This is a genomic window from Pseudomonas sp. BAY1663 (genome assembly GCF_000582595.1).
Lineage (GTDB): Bacteria > Pseudomonadota > Gammaproteobacteria > Pseudomonadales > Pseudomonadaceae > Stutzerimonas > Stutzerimonas stutzeri_AF.
The window spans coordinates 1-13,386 of sequence record NZ_AZSV01000104.1; the positions used below are offsets into that span (position 1 = coordinate 1).

Consider the following 13,386-nt stretch of genomic DNA (forward strand, 5'->3'; position numbering starts at 1 on the left):
GCTTCGGCGGCGCCAGCAGCACCAGTGGCGTACCGTCCAGTGCCAGCTCCAGGCGCATCCACTCCGGCAGCTCGCGCGCCTCGCGCCGCTCGCTCTCCCGCCAGCGCGCCGCGGCCTCGTCGTAGCGCAGCACGCGATAGCCTTGGCTGTCGACCAGCAGGCCGTATTCGCGGCTGTCGAGCACCGCCTCATCGCTGAGCACACCGATCAGCGCGGCGAGGCGCCGGGCTTCGTCACGCAGTTCGCGCGCAGTGCTGGAGCCGCCGACGCCGAGCACCGCCACGCTGACCAAGATGCCCAGCAGGACGATGACCACCAGCAGCTCGATGAGGGTGAAGGCGCGGGCGCGGCGCCGCATCGGTCAGAGGTCCCAGCTGCCGATGTCCGCGTTCAGCTCGCTGCCGCCGGGCTTGCCGTCAGCGCCGAAGGAATACAGGTCGAACTGACCCTGGGTGCCTGGCGACAGGTACTGGTAGTCGTTGCCCCAGGGGTCCTGGGGCAGGCGCTTGAGGTAGCCGTCGCGGTTCCAGTTCTTCGGTTGCGGGTTGCCGGAGGGCTTCTTGACCAGCGCATCCAGCCCCTGCTGGGTGCTCGGATAGGCGAAATTGTCCAGCTTGTACATGTCCAGCGCGGCGGCGATGGCCTTGATGTCGCCCTTGGCCACGGTGACCTTGGCCTGCTCCGGGCGGCTCATCACCTGCGGCACCACCAGCGCGGCGAGGATGCCGAGGATGACCACCACCACCATGATCTCGATAAGGGTGAAGCCGCCCTGGGTGCGGCGTTGCAGTCTTGTTGTCATGGTCGTTAACCCACCAGTTGATTGAGAGAGAGGATCGGCATCAGGATCGCCAGCACGATAACCAGCACCACCGCACCCATGAACACCAGCATGAACGGTTCGAACAGGCCGACCAGCAGAGACACCTGGGCGGCGAGGTCGTTCTCCTGGTTGCGCGCAGTACGCGCCAGCATCTGATCCAGTTCACCGGATTTCTCCCCGCTGGCGATCATGTGCAGCATCATCGGCGGGAATTCGCCGGTGGCCTCCAGCGCACGGGTCAGGCTGCTGCCCTCGCGCACCTTCTGCGCGGCCTCGACCACTCGCTCGCGGATGCGTCGGTTGGCGATCACCGCGGCGGCGATGGACAGTGCCTCCACCAGCGGCACGCCGCTCTTGGTGAGGATCGCCAGGGTCGAGGCGAAGCGCGCGGTGTTGGTCGCCCGGCTCAGCCGGCCGATCAGCGGCAGGCGCAGGATGAAGCATGCCAGCGCAGGCGCAGCGTCTCGTCGCGCAGCGCTGCGCGCATCGCCAGTGCGGCACCGATGCCGCCGAGCAGGATCAGCCAGCCCCAGTCCTTGACCAGGTCGCTGGTGGCGATCAGCCCGCGGGTCAGCACCGGCAGCTCCTGGCCGGTGTTGACGAATACCTTGACCACGTCGGGCACCACGTAGCCGAGCAGCAGCACGACGATGGCCAGCGAGGCGACCAGCAGGATCACCGGATAGAGCAGCGCCAGCTGGATCTTCTGCCGCGACTGCTGGCGCTGGTCGGTGTAGTCGGCGAGCTGGTCGAGCACCAGCCCGAGATGGCCGGCGTGCTCGCCGGCCGCCACGGTAGCGCGGTACAGCTCGGGAAACGCCGACGGATACTCGCGCAGCGCCGCCGCCAGGCTGTGGCCCTCCATCACCCGTGCGCGCACCGCCAGCAGCATCGACTTGATCTTCGCCGAGGTGGATTGGGCCGCCGCGGCGCGCAGGGCTTCCTCGATGGGCAGCGCGGCCTGCACCAGGGTCGCCAGCTGCCGGGTGACCAGCGCCAGGTCGCGCGCCGAGAGGCCACGGCCGAAGCCGAAACCGCCGTGGCCGGCATCCTCCTTGGACTTGGCCTGCTTCACCTCCAGCGGCGCCCATTGCCGGTCGCGCAGCAGCTGGCGCGCCTGGCGCGGGCTGTCGGCCTCGATCAGGCCCTTCTGCTGGCGCCCGCGCGGATCGAGGGCGATGTATTCGAAGGCGGCCATCAGCGCGAATCCGCCACAAGGGACGCCGGTAGGTTGGGTTGAGCCGCTTGCGGCGAAGCCCAACAGTGCCAAGCAGAGACAGGCGCGAGCGTATCGTGCCAGGCCCCGCCGCCGCGCAGTTCATTCCTCACGGGTCACCCGCAGCACTTCCTCGATGGTGGTCACGCCCTCGCGGACCTTGCGCAGGCCGTCGTCGCGGATGCTCGGGCCGAGCTGGCGGGCGTGGCGCAGCATGTCCTGCTCGCCGGCGCGGGTGTGGACCATGCTGCGCAGGGCGTCGTCGAAGATCACCAGTTCGTAGATGCCGGTGCGCCCGCGATAGCCGAGGCCGCGACACTGCTCGCAGCCTTCGGCGTGGTACAGCGTCGGCGCCTCGGCCGGGCTGACGCCGAACAACGCGCATTCGGCGGCGTCGGCGACGTAGGCCCGCTTGCAGTCGTGGCACAGCACCCGCACCAGGCGCTGGGCCAGCACGCCGAGCAGCGACGAGGAGATCAGGAACGGCTCGACGCCCATGTCCACCAGTCGCGTGACCGCGCCGATGGCGCTGTTGGTGTGCAGGGTAGAGAGCACCAGGTGGCCGGTCAGCGAGGCCTGCACCGCCATGTCGGCGGTCTCCTGATCGCGGATCTCGCCGACCATCACCACGTCCGGGTCCTGGCGCAGGATGGCGCGCAGGCCGCGGGCGAAGGTCATGTCGACCTTGGTGTTGACCTGGGTCTGGCCGATGCCTTCGAGGTGATACTCGATGGGGTCCTCGACGGTGAGTATGTTGCGCGTGCGGTCGTTGAGGGTGGTCAGCGCGGCATAGAGCGTGGTGGTCTTGCCCGAGCCGGTGGGGCCGGTGACCAGGATGATGCCGTGGGGCTTCTTCACCGCCTGCTCCAGCTGCCGCCGGTCGTGCTCGCTCATGCCCAGGTGGCGCAGGGTCAGGCGCCCGGCCTGCTTGTCGAGCAGGCGCAGCACCACGCGCTCGCCGTTGGCCGAAGGCAGGGTGGAGACGCGGATGTCCACCTCGCGCCCGCCGACCCGCAGCGAGATGCGGCCATCCTGCGGGACGCGCTTCTCGGCGATGTCCAGCCGCGCCATGACCTTGATCCGCGACACCAAGAGCGCCGCCAGCTCGCGCTTGGGCTGCACCACCTCGCGGAGGATGCCGTCGACGCGGAAGCGGATCACCAGGCGCTTCTCGAAGGTCTCGATATGGATGTCCGAGGCGTTCTCGGCGATCGCTTCGCCGAGGATGGCGTTGATCAGGCGGATGATCGGCGCGTCGTCCTCCTGCTCCAGCAGATCCTCGGTCTCCTGGATCTGCTCGGCGAGGCTGGCCAGGTCCAGCTCGTTGCCCAGCCCCTCGACCATCAGCATCGCCGCCGACGAGTCGTGCTGGTAGGCCGCGCCGAGCGCCTGGTCGAACTCGTCCGGGGGCAGCCACTGCAACGGCAGCGACGTGCCGGCGAGGCGCTGGGCTTCCTGCAGTGCGGTCAGTGCCGCGCCCTCGCGCAGGGCCAGACGCAACTCGCCGCCGCGCTCCAGCAGGATCACGCCGTGGCGGCGGGCGAAGGCGAACGGCAGGCGACGCTGGGCCGGCGGCTCCAGCAGCGCGGTCATCTCGTTCACGTCAAGCTCGGGCATGGTGCAGCTCCAGCGGGCGATGCGCAGCGACCCGACGCCACCACGCTCGAAACACTCCGGACAGGCATATCCAACCCAGTTGGACTACAAGGATTGAATGACATTTCAACGGTTGCGCTTTTTCTGCGCAAGCGCACGGCCACCCGGCACCAAGGTCGAACATGGCCGGCACCGCTGACGAATACCGCATCGATGGCAGGTCATTCATGATCCATGCGGATGAACGACTTGCCGAAAGCCATTCGCTCGGCGCGAGCCCAAGGTATGCGCCGGCTGCAGAGCCATGCGCGAACCAGGTGGTCATGCGCCGACCATCGAACCAAATACAATCGTTTGATTGAAACAGTTGTTTGATTTTTTCCGGGCTTGCAGAATGCCGCGCTGTAGTCGGTTTCTTTCGGCACTACAAGAAGGTCGCTTCGCCGTTTCGAACCCCGCCCGCCAGAGTAGCGCGCGGGTGAAAAACGCTCGTCAGAGCCGCGGATCAGCGTGCTCTGGTCAAGATCATGCAGGAGAACAACAACAATGCACATCGGTGTTCCTCTCGAAACCCAGGCCAGGGAAACGCGGGTTGCCGCGACCCCGGAAACCGTCAAGAAACTGATCGGCCAAGGGCATCGGGTGACGCTGCAAAGCGGCGCCGGCTTGCTGTCCAGCGTGCCGGACAGCGCCTATGAAGCCGTCGGCGCGGCCATCGGCGACGCCGCCGCAGCGCTGGCCGCCGAGGTGGTGCTCAAGGTCAACGCGCCGAACGAGGCCGAGCTGGCGCAGATGCAGCCCGGCGCGGTGCTGCTCGGCATGCTCGAGCCGTTCGACGATGCCGGCATCGCACGCATGGCCGCACGCGGCATCACCGCCTTCGCCCTCGAGGCGGCGCCGCGCACCTCCCGTGCGCAGAGCCTGGACGTGCTCTCCTCGCAGGCCAACATCGCCGGCTACAAGGCGGTGCTGCTCGCCGCCCATCACTATCCGCGCTTCATGCCGATGCTGATGACCGCCGCCGGTACGGTGAAGGCCGCCCGCGTGCTGATCCTCGGTGCCGGTGTCGCCGGCCTGCAGGCCATCGCCACGGCCAAGCGCCTGGGCGCGGTGATCGAAGCCTCGGACGTGCGCCCGGCGGTGAAGGAACAGATCGAGTCGCTCGGCGCGAAGTTCATCGACGTGCCCTACGAGACCGACGAGGAACGCGAGTGCGCCGAGGGCGTCGGCGGTTACGCGCGGCCGATGCCAGCCTCGTGGATGGCGCGCCAGGCGCAGGCGGTGCACCAGCGCGCGCTGCAGGCCGACATCGTCATCACCACCGCGCTGATCCCGGGCCGCAAGGCGCCGGTGCTGCTGCAGGAGGAGACGGTGCGACAGATGAAACCGGGCTCGGTGGTGATCGACATGGCCGCCTCGCATGGCGGCAACTGCCCGCTGTCGGTGGTCGACCAGGTAGTGGTCGAGCACGGCGTGACCCTGGTCGGCTACAGCAACCTGGCGACCTGGGTGCCGGCCGATGCCTCGGCGCTCTACGCCCGCAACCTGCTGGATTTCCTCAAGCTGGTCATCGACAAGGACGGCCAGTTCCAGCTCAACCTCGAAGACGACATCGTCCGCGCGTGCCTGATGTGCCGCGACGGCCAGGTCGTGCGCAGCAACGCTTAAGGGAGACGCGACCATGGACCTGATTTCCGACGGCATCTACAACCTGATCATCTTCGTGCTGGCGATCTACGTCGGCTACCACGTGGTCTGGAACGTCACCCCGGCGCTGCACACGCCGCTGATGGCGGTCACCAACGCGATCTCGGCGATCGTCATCGTCGGCGCCATGCTGGCCGCCGCGCTCACCGTCACCCCGCTGGGCAAGGCCATGGGCACCCTGGCCGTGGCGCTGGCGGCGGTCAACGTGTTCGGTGGCTTCCTGGTCACCCGGCGGATGCTGGAAATGTTCAAGAAGAAGGACCGCAGCGCGGCCAAGGCGGAGGCCAAGTAAGCCATGAGCATGAACCTGATCACCCTGCTCTACCTCGTCGCCTCGGTGTGCTTCATCCAGGCGCTCAAGGGCCTGTCGCACCCGACCAGCTCGCGGCGCGGCAACGTCTTCGGCATGCTCGGCATGGCCATCGCCGTGCTGACCACGGTCGGCCTGATCTTCAAGCTCGGCAGCGAACTGGCCAGCGCCGGCATCGGCTACGTGATCGTCGGCCTGCTGCTCGGCGGCAGCGTCGGCACCGTCATGGCCAAGCGCGTGGAGATGACCAAGATGCCCGAGCTGGTCGCCTTCATGCACAGCATGATCGGCCTGGCCGCGGTGTTCATCGCCATCGCCGCGGTGGTCGAGCCGCAGTCGCTGGGCATTGTCGAGCACATGGGCTACGCGATTCCCACCGGCAACCGCCTGGAGCTGTTCCTCGGCGCGGCCATCGGTGCCATCACCTTCTCCGGTTCGGTGATCGCCTTCGGCAAGCTGTCCGGCAAATACAAGTTCCGCCTGTTCCAGGGCGCGCCGGTGGTGTTCCAGGGCCAGCACCTGCTCAACCTGGCCGTCGGCCTGGCGATCGTCGGTCTCGGCCTGGTCTACACCTTCAGCGGCAATATCCCGGCGTTCGCCCTGCTGGTGGCGCTGGCCTTCGTCATCGGCGTGCTGATCATCATCCCCATCGGCGGTGCCGACATGCCGGTGGTGGTGTCGATGCTCAACAGCTACTCGGGCTGGGCGGCGGCCGGTATCGGCTTCTCGTTGAACAACTCGATGCTGATCATCGCCGGCTCGCTGGTCGGCTCCTCCGGCGCGATCCTCTCGTACATCATGTGCAAGGCGATGAACCGCTCGTTCTTCAACGTGATCCTCGGCGGCTTCGGTGCCAGCGCCGATGCCGGCGGCCCGGCCGGTGCGCAACAGGAACGCAACGTGAAGTCCGGCTCCTCGGACGACGCCGCCTTCCTGCTGACCAACGCCGACACGGTGATCATCGTCCCCGGCTACGGCCTGGCGGTGGCCCGCGCGCAGCACGCGCTGATGGAACTGGCGGAGAAGCTGACTCACCTGGGCGTGACCGTGAAGTATGCGATCCACCCGGTGGCGGGGCGCATGCCGGGGCATATGAATGTGCTGCTGGCCGAGGCCGAGGTGCCCTACGAGCAGGTCTTCGAGATGGAGGACATCAATGCCGAGTTCGGCCAGGCCGACGTGGTGCTGGTGCTGGGCGCCAACGACGTGGTCAACCCGGCGGCGAAGACCGACCCGAAGTCGCCGATCGCCGGCATGCCGATCCTCGAGGCGTACAAGGCCAAGACGGTGATCGTCAACAAGCGCTCCATGGCCAGCGGCTACGCGGGCCTCGACAACGAGCTGTTCTACATGGACAAGACCATGATGGTCTTCGGCGACGCCAAGAAGGTGGTCGAGGACATGGTCAAGGCGGTGGAGTGATCCCTTACCCGCAGTGAAGCGAGAGCCCCCTCCCGGCCGCGCCGTGAAGGGGTTTTTTCGCTGCGCCGCCCGTGCCTGCGTGGCGGCTTTGGCCTGGCGCGGGGCAGGGTGCTTCAGGCGTCGAAGTCGGTGGACAGGGACAGCGCCCGCCACTCGGCCAGTTCGGCACTGACGAAGCTGTGCTTCTGCTCGATGCGCGCCACGGTGTCACTGCCCAGCGCCAGGCGCTGCGGCGGCTTCGGCGCGTCGACCAGTGCCAGCATCGCTTCGGCGAACGTGTTCGGGTCCCCCGGTTGCGCATGGTTGTAGTCCTTGGCGAACCGGCGCACAGCCCCGACGGTATCGTCGTAGTCCGGCAGTTCCAGGGCGGTCTTCAGCAACGATTGCTCGTCGAGGAAGTCGGTGCGGAAGAATCCGGGTTCCACCACCGTGGCATGGATCCCCAGCGGCGCCAGTTCCTGATACAGCGCCTCGGTGATGCCTTCCACGGCGAACTTGGTGGAGCCGTACACCCCCCAGCCCATGTAGCCTGGTAGCCGCCGATGGAGGAGATGTTGATGATGTGGCCGGAGCGCTGGCGACGCATGTGCGGCAGCACCGCACGGGTCACGTTGAGCACCCCGAACACGTTGGTGGCGAACAGCCGCTCGGTTTCGCTGGCGCTGGTTTCCTCCACCGCGCCGAGCACGCCGAAGCCGGCATTGTTGATCAGCACGTCGATGCGGCCGAACTGCCTGATGCCCGCCGCCACGGCCTGATGGGCCTCGGCTTCCTGCGTGACGTCCAGGCGCAGGGCCAGGAGGTTGGGATGGCTGCCGAGGCGTGCCTCGACATCCTCGGGCTTGCGCGCGGTGGCGATGACCGCATCGCCGGCAAGCAGGGCACCCTGTGCGATCAGGCGCCGAGACCACGGGATGCACCCGTAATGAACCAAGTACGCATATCAACTCCTCCGTTTCAGTGACCCTGCACCATGCAGGGCCTTGTCGATGAGTTGACGTCACTCTAGGCCTCGGCTACTGATGTGATAATCCCAAGAAAATCACATGGGTTTTTGAGTTTAATTCACATATATGAAAACCGTTGCCGCCGCCGACCTGGCCATCTTCCTGTGCATCGCCAATCACCTGAGCTTCAGCCGCGCGGCGGTCGAGCTGGGCCTCACGCCATCGGCGCTGAGCCATGCCCTGCGCGCCCTGGAAACCCGCCTCGGGATTCGTCTGTTCAACCGCACCACGCGCAGCGTGGCCCTCACCGAGGCGGGCGCGCGCCTTTATAGCCGGGTCAAGCCGGCCTTTCGCGATATCGACGACGCCCTCGAGGACCTCAACAGCTTTCGTGACAAACCCTCGGGCAAACTGCGCATCACCGCCGGGCGGCCCGCCGCGCAGCTGGTGTTGCTGCCGCTCGCCAGCCGCTTCCTGGCGGCCTACCCGGACGTGCGCCTGGATATCGTCACCGACGATGCGCTGGTGGACGTGGTTTCGGCCGGCTTCGACGCCGGCGTGCGCTTCGGCGAGCGGCTGGAAGCGGACATGGTTTCCCTGGCCATCGGCCCCTACATGCGCTCCGTGGTGGTGGGTTCAGCGGAGTTCTTCCAGCGCTACCCCGTGCCGCAGAAGCCCCAGGACCTGCAGGGGCTGCCCTGCATCCGCCACCGCTTCCCCAGCGGGGCGTTCTACCGCTGGGAGTTCGCACGCGGCGGTATCGAACTGGAGATCGACGTGGACGGCCCGCTGACGCTGGACGACGTCGGCCTGATGCCTGGGCCGGCACAGCAGGGCGTCGGCCTCGCCTATGTGTTCGAGGAGCTGGTCAAGGGCCAGCTCGCCGACGGTCGCCTGGTCCAGGTACTGGAAGACTGGTGCCCCTACTACCCCGGCCTGCATCTCTACTACCCGAGTCGCCGGCATGTGCCGGCGACGCTCAAGGCATTCATCGAGTTCGCCCGCAACGCCCGCGAACCGGGCTGAGCAAACTGGCTCGGGCACCTCATCGGGCAGCGGCCCCCAGCGGCAGCTCAGGCCTGGAAACCGAATACCTCGCCCAGGTGCCGGCGGTAGCGCGCCACGTCCGCCTCGATGGCCGGGCGCTTCATCACATCCACGCAGAGGAAAGTCGGCAGCCCGCGCATACCGAGGAACTCGTTGGCCTTGTGGAACGGCAGGTAGACGGCGTCCACGCCCTTGCCGGCGAAGAAGTCGCTCGGGTCGTCGAAGGCCTGCTGCGGCGCGTTCCAGGTCGCCGAGATCATGTAGTGCTTGCCGTGCAGCAGACCACCGCTGCCGTACTTCTGCGAGGCGTCGGAGCGCGTGCGGCCGTCGTTGGCGTAGAGGCTGCCGTGGCCGGCGGTGAACACCTCGTCGAGGTACTTCTTCACCGTCCAGGGCGCGCCCATCCACCAGCCGGGCATCTGGTAGATCAACGCGTCGGCCCAGAGGATCTTGGCAACCTCCTCGGCCACGTCGTAGCCGGCGTCGATCTCGGTGGTCCTCACCTCGAAGCCGGCGGCCTCCAGGGTCTCGCTGGCCGCCGCGTGCAGGGTGGCGTTGTAGCGGCCGGCCGAATGGGCGAATGCCTTGCCGCCGTTGAGTAGCAGAATCTTCTTCATGGAACACCTCGGGAACGGAATGCCGCGCAGCTTATCCAGCCCCGCATGGCCCTCCCAGCCCCGTTCGGGCAAATGATCCTTGCGTGCCGATCACGAATCCAACCTGCATTAACCGGACTTCAGGCCGGCTCCAGCTCCGGCCGACGCGCATAGCGTTGCGCCAGCACCGCGCACACCATCAGCTGGATCTGGTGGAACAGCAGCAACGGCAGGATCAGCGTACCCAGCGCGCCGCCGGCGAACAGCACCTGGGCCATGGGGATGCCGGTGGCCAGGCTCTTCTTCGAACCGGCGAAGAGGATGGTGATGCGGTCCTCCAGGTCAAAACCCAGCCAGCGCGCGATGAAATAGGTGCCGAGCAACGCCAGCGCCAGCAACAGGCAGCAGGCCAGCACCAGCCCGATCAGCTGCGGCAGCGGTATCTGGCCCCAGATGTCCTCCATCACCGCATGGCTGAAGGCGGTGTAGATCACCAGCAGGATCGAGCTCTGATCGACGTTCTTCAGCCAACCCCTGTTGCGCGCCACCCAGTCGCCGATCCAGCGCCGCGCGATCTGCCCGGCGATGAACGGCAGCAGCAGTTGCACGACGATCTTGCCGATCGCCTCCAGCGTCGAGCCACCATCGGCCTGTGCGCCCATCAGCAGCAGCACCAGCAGCGGCGTGAGGAAGATGCCGATCAGGCTGGAAGCCGCCGCACTGCAGATCGCCGCCGGGATGTTGCCGCGCGCCAGCGAGGTGAAGGCGATGGCCGACTGTACCGTCGCCGGCAACGCGCAAAGGTAGAGGATGCCGAGGTACAGCTCGGCCCCGACCATGGGCGTCAGCACCGGCCTGAGCGCCAACCCCAGCAGTGGGAACAGCACGAAGGTGCAGGCGAACACCAGCAGGTGCAGGCGCCAGTGGGTCATGCCGGCAAGGATCGCCGTACCGGACAGCTTGGCGCCGTGCATGAAGAACAGCAGGGCGATGGCCAGGTTGGTGATCCACTCGAACACCACCGCGCCCTGCCCGTGCGCGGGCAGCAGGGTGGCGACGGCCACGGCGGCGATCAGCGCGAGGGTGAAGTTGTCGGGTAGCAGGCGGGGTCTGGCCATGTGCGCGTTCCTGTGGCGAGTGTGTTGCGGCGAGTCGGCGCAGAGTCTACTGTCGACAGGCATAACCGGCTAACGCCACTGGACCCGGCAATGTCGAGAAACGGACACCACAATCTTCCCCATCGGCGCATCCCGGTCATGGATGCGCTGCCCCGGCCCCTGTTCGCCCGCAGCGAATCGCTGCCCGAACGCACCACCACGCCGCGCCACAGCCACCCCTGGGCGCAGCTGTCCTATGCCACCAGCGGCGTATTGCGCGTGCACACCGACGGCGGGCGCTTCCTCGCTCCGCCGCAGCGCGCCATCCTCATCCCGCCGGGCCTGCTGCACGAAGTGATCAGCTCGCCGCAGACGGAGATGCGCAGCCTGTACCTCGACGACAGCGTGCTGGCCTGGGCGCCGGCGCGTTGCCAGGTGCTGGAGGTCAGTCCGCTGCTACGCGAACTGATCCGCGCCTTCGGCCAGTTGCCGGTGGCATACGACGAACAGGGCGCCGAGGGGCGGCTGGCGGCGGTGCTGCTGGATCAGTTGCAGGCGGCGCCGGAGATCGGCTATTCGCTGCCCTGGCCCAGCGACCCGCATCTGCGGCGACTGTGCGAAACCCTCTACGCAGCACCGGAGCTGCCGTTCGGCCTCGCCCACTGGAGCGAACGGCTGGGCCTCTCGGAAAAGACCCTGACCCGCCGCTTCCGCCGCGACACCGGCCTCAGCTTCCGCGCCTGGCGCCAGCGCCTGCGCCTGCTCAGCGCGCTGCCGCTGCTCGAACAGGGCGCGCCGGTGACCGACGTCGCGCTCGCCTGCGGCTACGATTCCACTTCGGCGTTCATCGCCGCCTTCCGCCTGTTGTTCGGCTTCACCCCGGGAGCGCTCGCACGCCAGGCGCCCGACTGAACCCGGCACCACCTGGCAGCAACAGTTGCCGCAGCCACAAGCGGTACAGTTAGCAGCACGCGGCAACTGCACCGGCACAATCCCCGATTCCTGTGGCTGTTGCGCCCGTCCCCCGCGCGCGATCCTGTCTGCCCATAAGCCATGCCCGCCGAATGCGGAAGGACGACATCATGGATCGCGCCCTGCCACGCCCCCTTTCCCTCACCCGCCCCGGACGGCCGGTCCAGCGCCTGGTGCGGCTGCTGCGCCAGTGGCAACAGAACGCCCGCAGCCGCCGCCAACTGGCAAGCCTCGACGATCGCCTGCTGGCGGATGTCGGCATCAGCCGCAGCGAGCGCGAGGCCGAGCTGAACAAACCGTTCTGGCGCTGAAACACGCCGCGCTTTCCTGCAGGCGGGGCGAAGCCTATGCTGCGCGGCGAGGACCGCGCCATCGGGAACGTAACGCCCATGGCGCGGTCTGAAGCCACAGCCCTGGAGAATCACCATGTCCCGTATCCTGCTTCCGTTGTGCGCCGCCGGCCTTCTGCTGAGCGGCACCGTTTCAGCTGCCAGCTTCACCGCCACCACCGACATGATCGCCGGCGGCCTGACCAACAGCATCGACACCACCTCCGACCTGACCTCGTCGCTGCGCGACGACAAACTGGTGCTGGAGGCCCGTGACGATGCCGCGCGCTTCGTCGCCAGCCAGGGCGAGCTGCGCGGCGCACACCTGGAAGCCGCGCTGCTGCATATCCGCCGTCAGGTGCCGCAGCTCGATGCCAACGACCTGCAACTGGCCGAGGCGATCCTGGCGCTGTGACCCGGCGTTGGCATTGAAAACTGGCGAAGCAACTGAGTACTGGCCGTGATGAAGGCGTTTCGCTAGCCTTGGCGGCGTTTTTACCGGCTACAGGACTCACATGCGTTCGTTTCAAATCGCGGCATTGACCGCGGCCTGCCTCGCCACCGGCTCCGCCCAGGCTTTCGACACCACCACCGCCAGCATCGTCCAGACCAGCTACGTCAGCAGCCAGCTGACCAGCGCCCCGTTCGACAACAAGCTGCTCGCGGATGCCCGCGACGACGCCGCCGGTTTCGTCGCCAGCGCCGGCCAGCACCCTGGAGCGCGCCTGCAGGCCGCACTATCCTGGCTGCGCCAGCAGCATCCCGAGCTGGCCGCCAGCGACCTGGAGCTGGCCGAAGCCATCCTCGTCCAGTGATTCACTGACCGGCGCCCCGCCCGTCGGTCGCCCAAGAAGCGAGAACCCGTCCATGCTCAAACGCCTGATCACCCTCCCCCTCGCATGCGTCCTGCTGGCAGCCGGCGCCCAGGCCCAGACCCTGGTCGCCACCAGTAACATCGTGGTCCGCGCCCTGGACCGCAGCATCAACTTCACCTCCGACGTGACCAGCCGCATCAGCGACATGAAGGTGGTCGTCGAGGCCCGCGAAGATGCCGCCAGCTTCGTCGCCAGCGCCGGGGCGATCCGCGGCGCCCACCTGGAAGCCGCCATCGGCTCGCTGCGCAGCGAATTCCCCGACGCCCGCAACGCCAGCGACCTGGAGCTGGCCGAAGCCATCCTCGCCCTGTGAACCGCGCCTGCGCCTGGCTGCTGGCGGGCTGCCTCGCCTGGTCGTCGCAAGCGCCCAGGCCGAATTGCGCCTGAAGCTGGACGATCGCGGCCTGCGGCCTGCCGAGCGCGCCGCAAGCCAGGCACTGCTCGACGAA

The 13,386-nt window shown here is 67.5% G+C and carries 15 protein-coding genes and 2 pseudogenes; 9 read left to right on the forward strand and 8 right to left on the reverse strand.

What is annotated here, in order from left to right; translation table 11 throughout:
* The 5 genes and pseudogenes from gspH to BAY1663_RS24180 all read right to left on the reverse strand — a co-directional run.
* Positions 1-358: type II secretion system minor pseudopilin GspH (gene gspH, locus BAY1663_RS20050; protein ID WP_037044194.1), on the reverse strand; the 358-nt coding region annotated here is incomplete at its 3' end.
* 3 nt (positions 359-361) lie between these two features.
* Positions 362-802 (reverse strand): type II secretion system major pseudopilin GspG, encoded by a 441-nt coding sequence (gene gspG, locus BAY1663_RS20055; protein ID WP_037044197.1) that lies wholly within the window; start codon positions 800-802, stop codon positions 362-364.
* Positions 803-807: 5 nt separating this feature from the next.
* A pseudogene (gene xcpS, locus BAY1663_RS20060) lies at positions 808-2,021 on the reverse strand (GspF family T2SS innner membrane protein variant XcpS).
* 120 nt (positions 2,022-2,141) lie between these two features.
* Positions 2,142-3,656: a type II secretion system ATPase GspE gene (gene gspE / locus BAY1663_RS20065; RefSeq protein ID WP_037044198.1), complete on the reverse strand. Its 1,515-nt coding sequence runs from the start codon at positions 3,654-3,656 to the stop codon at positions 2,142-2,144.
* Between the two features lie 200 nt (positions 3,657-3,856).
* Positions 3,857-4,189, reverse strand: coding sequence for a hypothetical protein (locus BAY1663_RS24180; RefSeq protein WP_128576409.1), 333 nt, complete (start codon positions 4,187-4,189; stop codon positions 3,857-3,859).
* Here BAY1663_RS24180 and BAY1663_RS20070 point away from each other — a divergent pair.
* From BAY1663_RS20070 to BAY1663_RS20080, 3 genes are read left to right on the forward strand one after another with little or no spacing between them, the layout of a single operon-like run.
* Positions 4,182-5,303: a Re/Si-specific NAD(P)(+) transhydrogenase subunit alpha gene (locus BAY1663_RS20070; protein WP_037044201.1), complete on the forward strand. Its 1,122-nt coding sequence runs from the start codon at positions 4,182-4,184 to the stop codon at positions 5,301-5,303. The genes BAY1663_RS24180 and BAY1663_RS20070 overlap by 8 nt on opposite strands.
* Positions 5,304-5,316: 13 nt before the next feature.
* Positions 5,317-5,634 carry an NAD(P) transhydrogenase subunit alpha gene (locus tag BAY1663_RS20075; protein WP_037044213.1) on the forward strand — a complete coding sequence of 106 codons (318 nt, stop codon included), beginning with the start codon at positions 5,317-5,319 and terminating at the stop codon, positions 5,632-5,634.
* A gap of 3 nt (positions 5,635-5,637) precedes the next feature.
* Positions 5,638-7,074 carry an NAD(P)(+) transhydrogenase (Re/Si-specific) subunit beta gene (locus tag BAY1663_RS20080; RefSeq protein WP_037044217.1) on the forward strand — a complete coding sequence of 479 codons (1,437 nt, stop codon included), beginning with the start codon at positions 5,638-5,640 and terminating at the stop codon, positions 7,072-7,074.
* 113 nt (positions 7,075-7,187) lie between these two features.
* Here the strand turns inward: BAY1663_RS20080 and BAY1663_RS20085 are convergent.
* Positions 7,188-8,016: pseudogene (locus BAY1663_RS20085) on the reverse strand (oxidoreductase).
* A gap of 131 nt (positions 8,017-8,147) precedes the next feature.
* Between BAY1663_RS20085 and BAY1663_RS20090 the strand changes: the two are divergent.
* The gene (locus tag BAY1663_RS20090) at positions 8,148-9,047 is read left to right on the forward strand and encodes a LysR family transcriptional regulator (RefSeq protein ID WP_037044220.1); all 900 of its coding nucleotides are present in this window, start codon (positions 8,148-8,150) and stop codon (positions 9,045-9,047) included.
* A 47-nt stretch (positions 9,048-9,094) separates the two neighbouring features.
* Here the strand turns inward: BAY1663_RS20090 and BAY1663_RS20095 are convergent, their stop codons facing one another.
* Positions 9,095-9,685, reverse strand: coding sequence for an NAD(P)H-dependent oxidoreductase (locus tag BAY1663_RS20095; RefSeq protein ID WP_037044222.1), 591 nt, complete (start codon positions 9,683-9,685; stop codon positions 9,095-9,097).
* Between the two features lie 119 nt (positions 9,686-9,804).
* Positions 9,805-10,782, reverse strand: coding sequence for a bile acid:sodium symporter family protein (locus BAY1663_RS20100; RefSeq protein ID WP_037044225.1), 978 nt, complete (start codon positions 10,780-10,782; stop codon positions 9,805-9,807).
* A 90-nt stretch (positions 10,783-10,872) separates the two neighbouring features.
* Between BAY1663_RS20100 and BAY1663_RS20105 the strand changes: the two genes are divergently transcribed.
* The 5 genes from BAY1663_RS20105 to BAY1663_RS20125 all read left to right on the forward strand — a co-directional run bounded on the left by BAY1663_RS20105 (position 10,873) and on the right by BAY1663_RS20125 (position 13,250).
* Positions 10,873-11,673, forward strand: a complete 801-nt coding sequence (locus BAY1663_RS20105) for a helix-turn-helix domain-containing protein (protein ID WP_037044227.1) — start codon at positions 10,873-10,875, stop codon at positions 11,671-11,673.
* Between the two features lie 170 nt (positions 11,674-11,843).
* Positions 11,844-12,044 (forward strand): DUF1127 domain-containing protein, encoded by a 201-nt coding sequence (locus BAY1663_RS20110; protein WP_037044231.1) that lies wholly within the window; start codon positions 11,844-11,846, stop codon positions 12,042-12,044.
* A gap of 115 nt (positions 12,045-12,159) precedes the next feature.
* Positions 12,160-12,477 (forward strand): DUF2388 domain-containing protein, encoded by a 318-nt coding sequence (locus BAY1663_RS20115; RefSeq protein WP_037044234.1) that lies wholly within the window; start codon positions 12,160-12,162, stop codon positions 12,475-12,477.
* A 100-nt stretch (positions 12,478-12,577) separates the two neighbouring features.
* On the forward strand, positions 12,578-12,877 hold the full coding sequence (locus BAY1663_RS20120; protein ID WP_037044236.1) for a DUF2388 domain-containing protein: 300 nt from the start codon (positions 12,578-12,580) through the stop codon (positions 12,875-12,877).
* A gap of 52 nt (positions 12,878-12,929) precedes the next feature.
* Positions 12,930-13,250 carry a DUF2388 domain-containing protein gene (locus BAY1663_RS20125; protein ID WP_037044244.1) on the forward strand — a complete coding sequence of 107 codons (321 nt, stop codon included), beginning with the start codon at positions 12,930-12,932 and terminating at the stop codon, positions 13,248-13,250.
* Positions 13,251-13,386: the final 136 nt, after the last annotated feature.

Coding starts and splice junctions, on each gene's coding strand:
- BAY1663_RS20125 (WP_037044244.1), top strand. CDS start 12,930: ATGCTCAAACGCCTGATCACCCTCCCCCTCGCATGCGTCCTGCTGGCA.
- BAY1663_RS20120 (WP_037044236.1), top strand. CDS start 12,578: ATGCGTTCGTTTCAAATCGCGGCATTGACCGCGGCCTGCCTCGCCACC.
- BAY1663_RS20095 (WP_037044222.1), bottom strand. CDS start 9,685: ATGAAGAAGATTCTGCTACTCAACGGCGGCAAGGCATTCGCCCATTCG.
- BAY1663_RS20100 (WP_037044225.1), bottom strand. CDS start 10,782: ATGGCCAGACCCCGCCTGCTACCCGACAACTTCACCCTCGCGCTGATC.
- BAY1663_RS20115 (WP_037044234.1), top strand. CDS start 12,160: ATGTCCCGTATCCTGCTTCCGTTGTGCGCCGCCGGCCTTCTGCTGAGC.
- BAY1663_RS20105 (WP_037044227.1), top strand. CDS start 10,873: ATGTCGAGAAACGGACACCACAATCTTCCCCATCGGCGCATCCCGGTC.
- gspG (WP_037044197.1), bottom strand. CDS start 802: ATGACAACAAGACTGCAACGCCGCACCCAGGGCGGCTTCACCCTTATC.
- BAY1663_RS20090 (WP_037044220.1), top strand. CDS start 8,148: ATGAAAACCGTTGCCGCCGCCGACCTGGCCATCTTCCTGTGCATCGCC.
- BAY1663_RS20110 (WP_037044231.1), top strand. CDS start 11,844: ATGGATCGCGCCCTGCCACGCCCCCTTTCCCTCACCCGCCCCGGACGG.
- BAY1663_RS24180 (WP_128576409.1), bottom strand. CDS start 4,189: ATGTGCATTGTTGTTGTTCTCCTGCATGATCTTGACCAGAGCACGCTG.
- BAY1663_RS20070 (WP_037044201.1), top strand. CDS start 4,182: ATGCACATCGGTGTTCCTCTCGAAACCCAGGCCAGGGAAACGCGGGTT.
- BAY1663_RS20075 (WP_037044213.1), top strand. CDS start 5,317: ATGGACCTGATTTCCGACGGCATCTACAACCTGATCATCTTCGTGCTG.
- gspE (WP_037044198.1), bottom strand. CDS start 3,656: ATGCCCGAGCTTGACGTGAACGAGATGACCGCGCTGCTGGAGCCGCCG.
- BAY1663_RS20080 (WP_037044217.1), top strand. CDS start 5,638: ATGAGCATGAACCTGATCACCCTGCTCTACCTCGTCGCCTCGGTGTGC.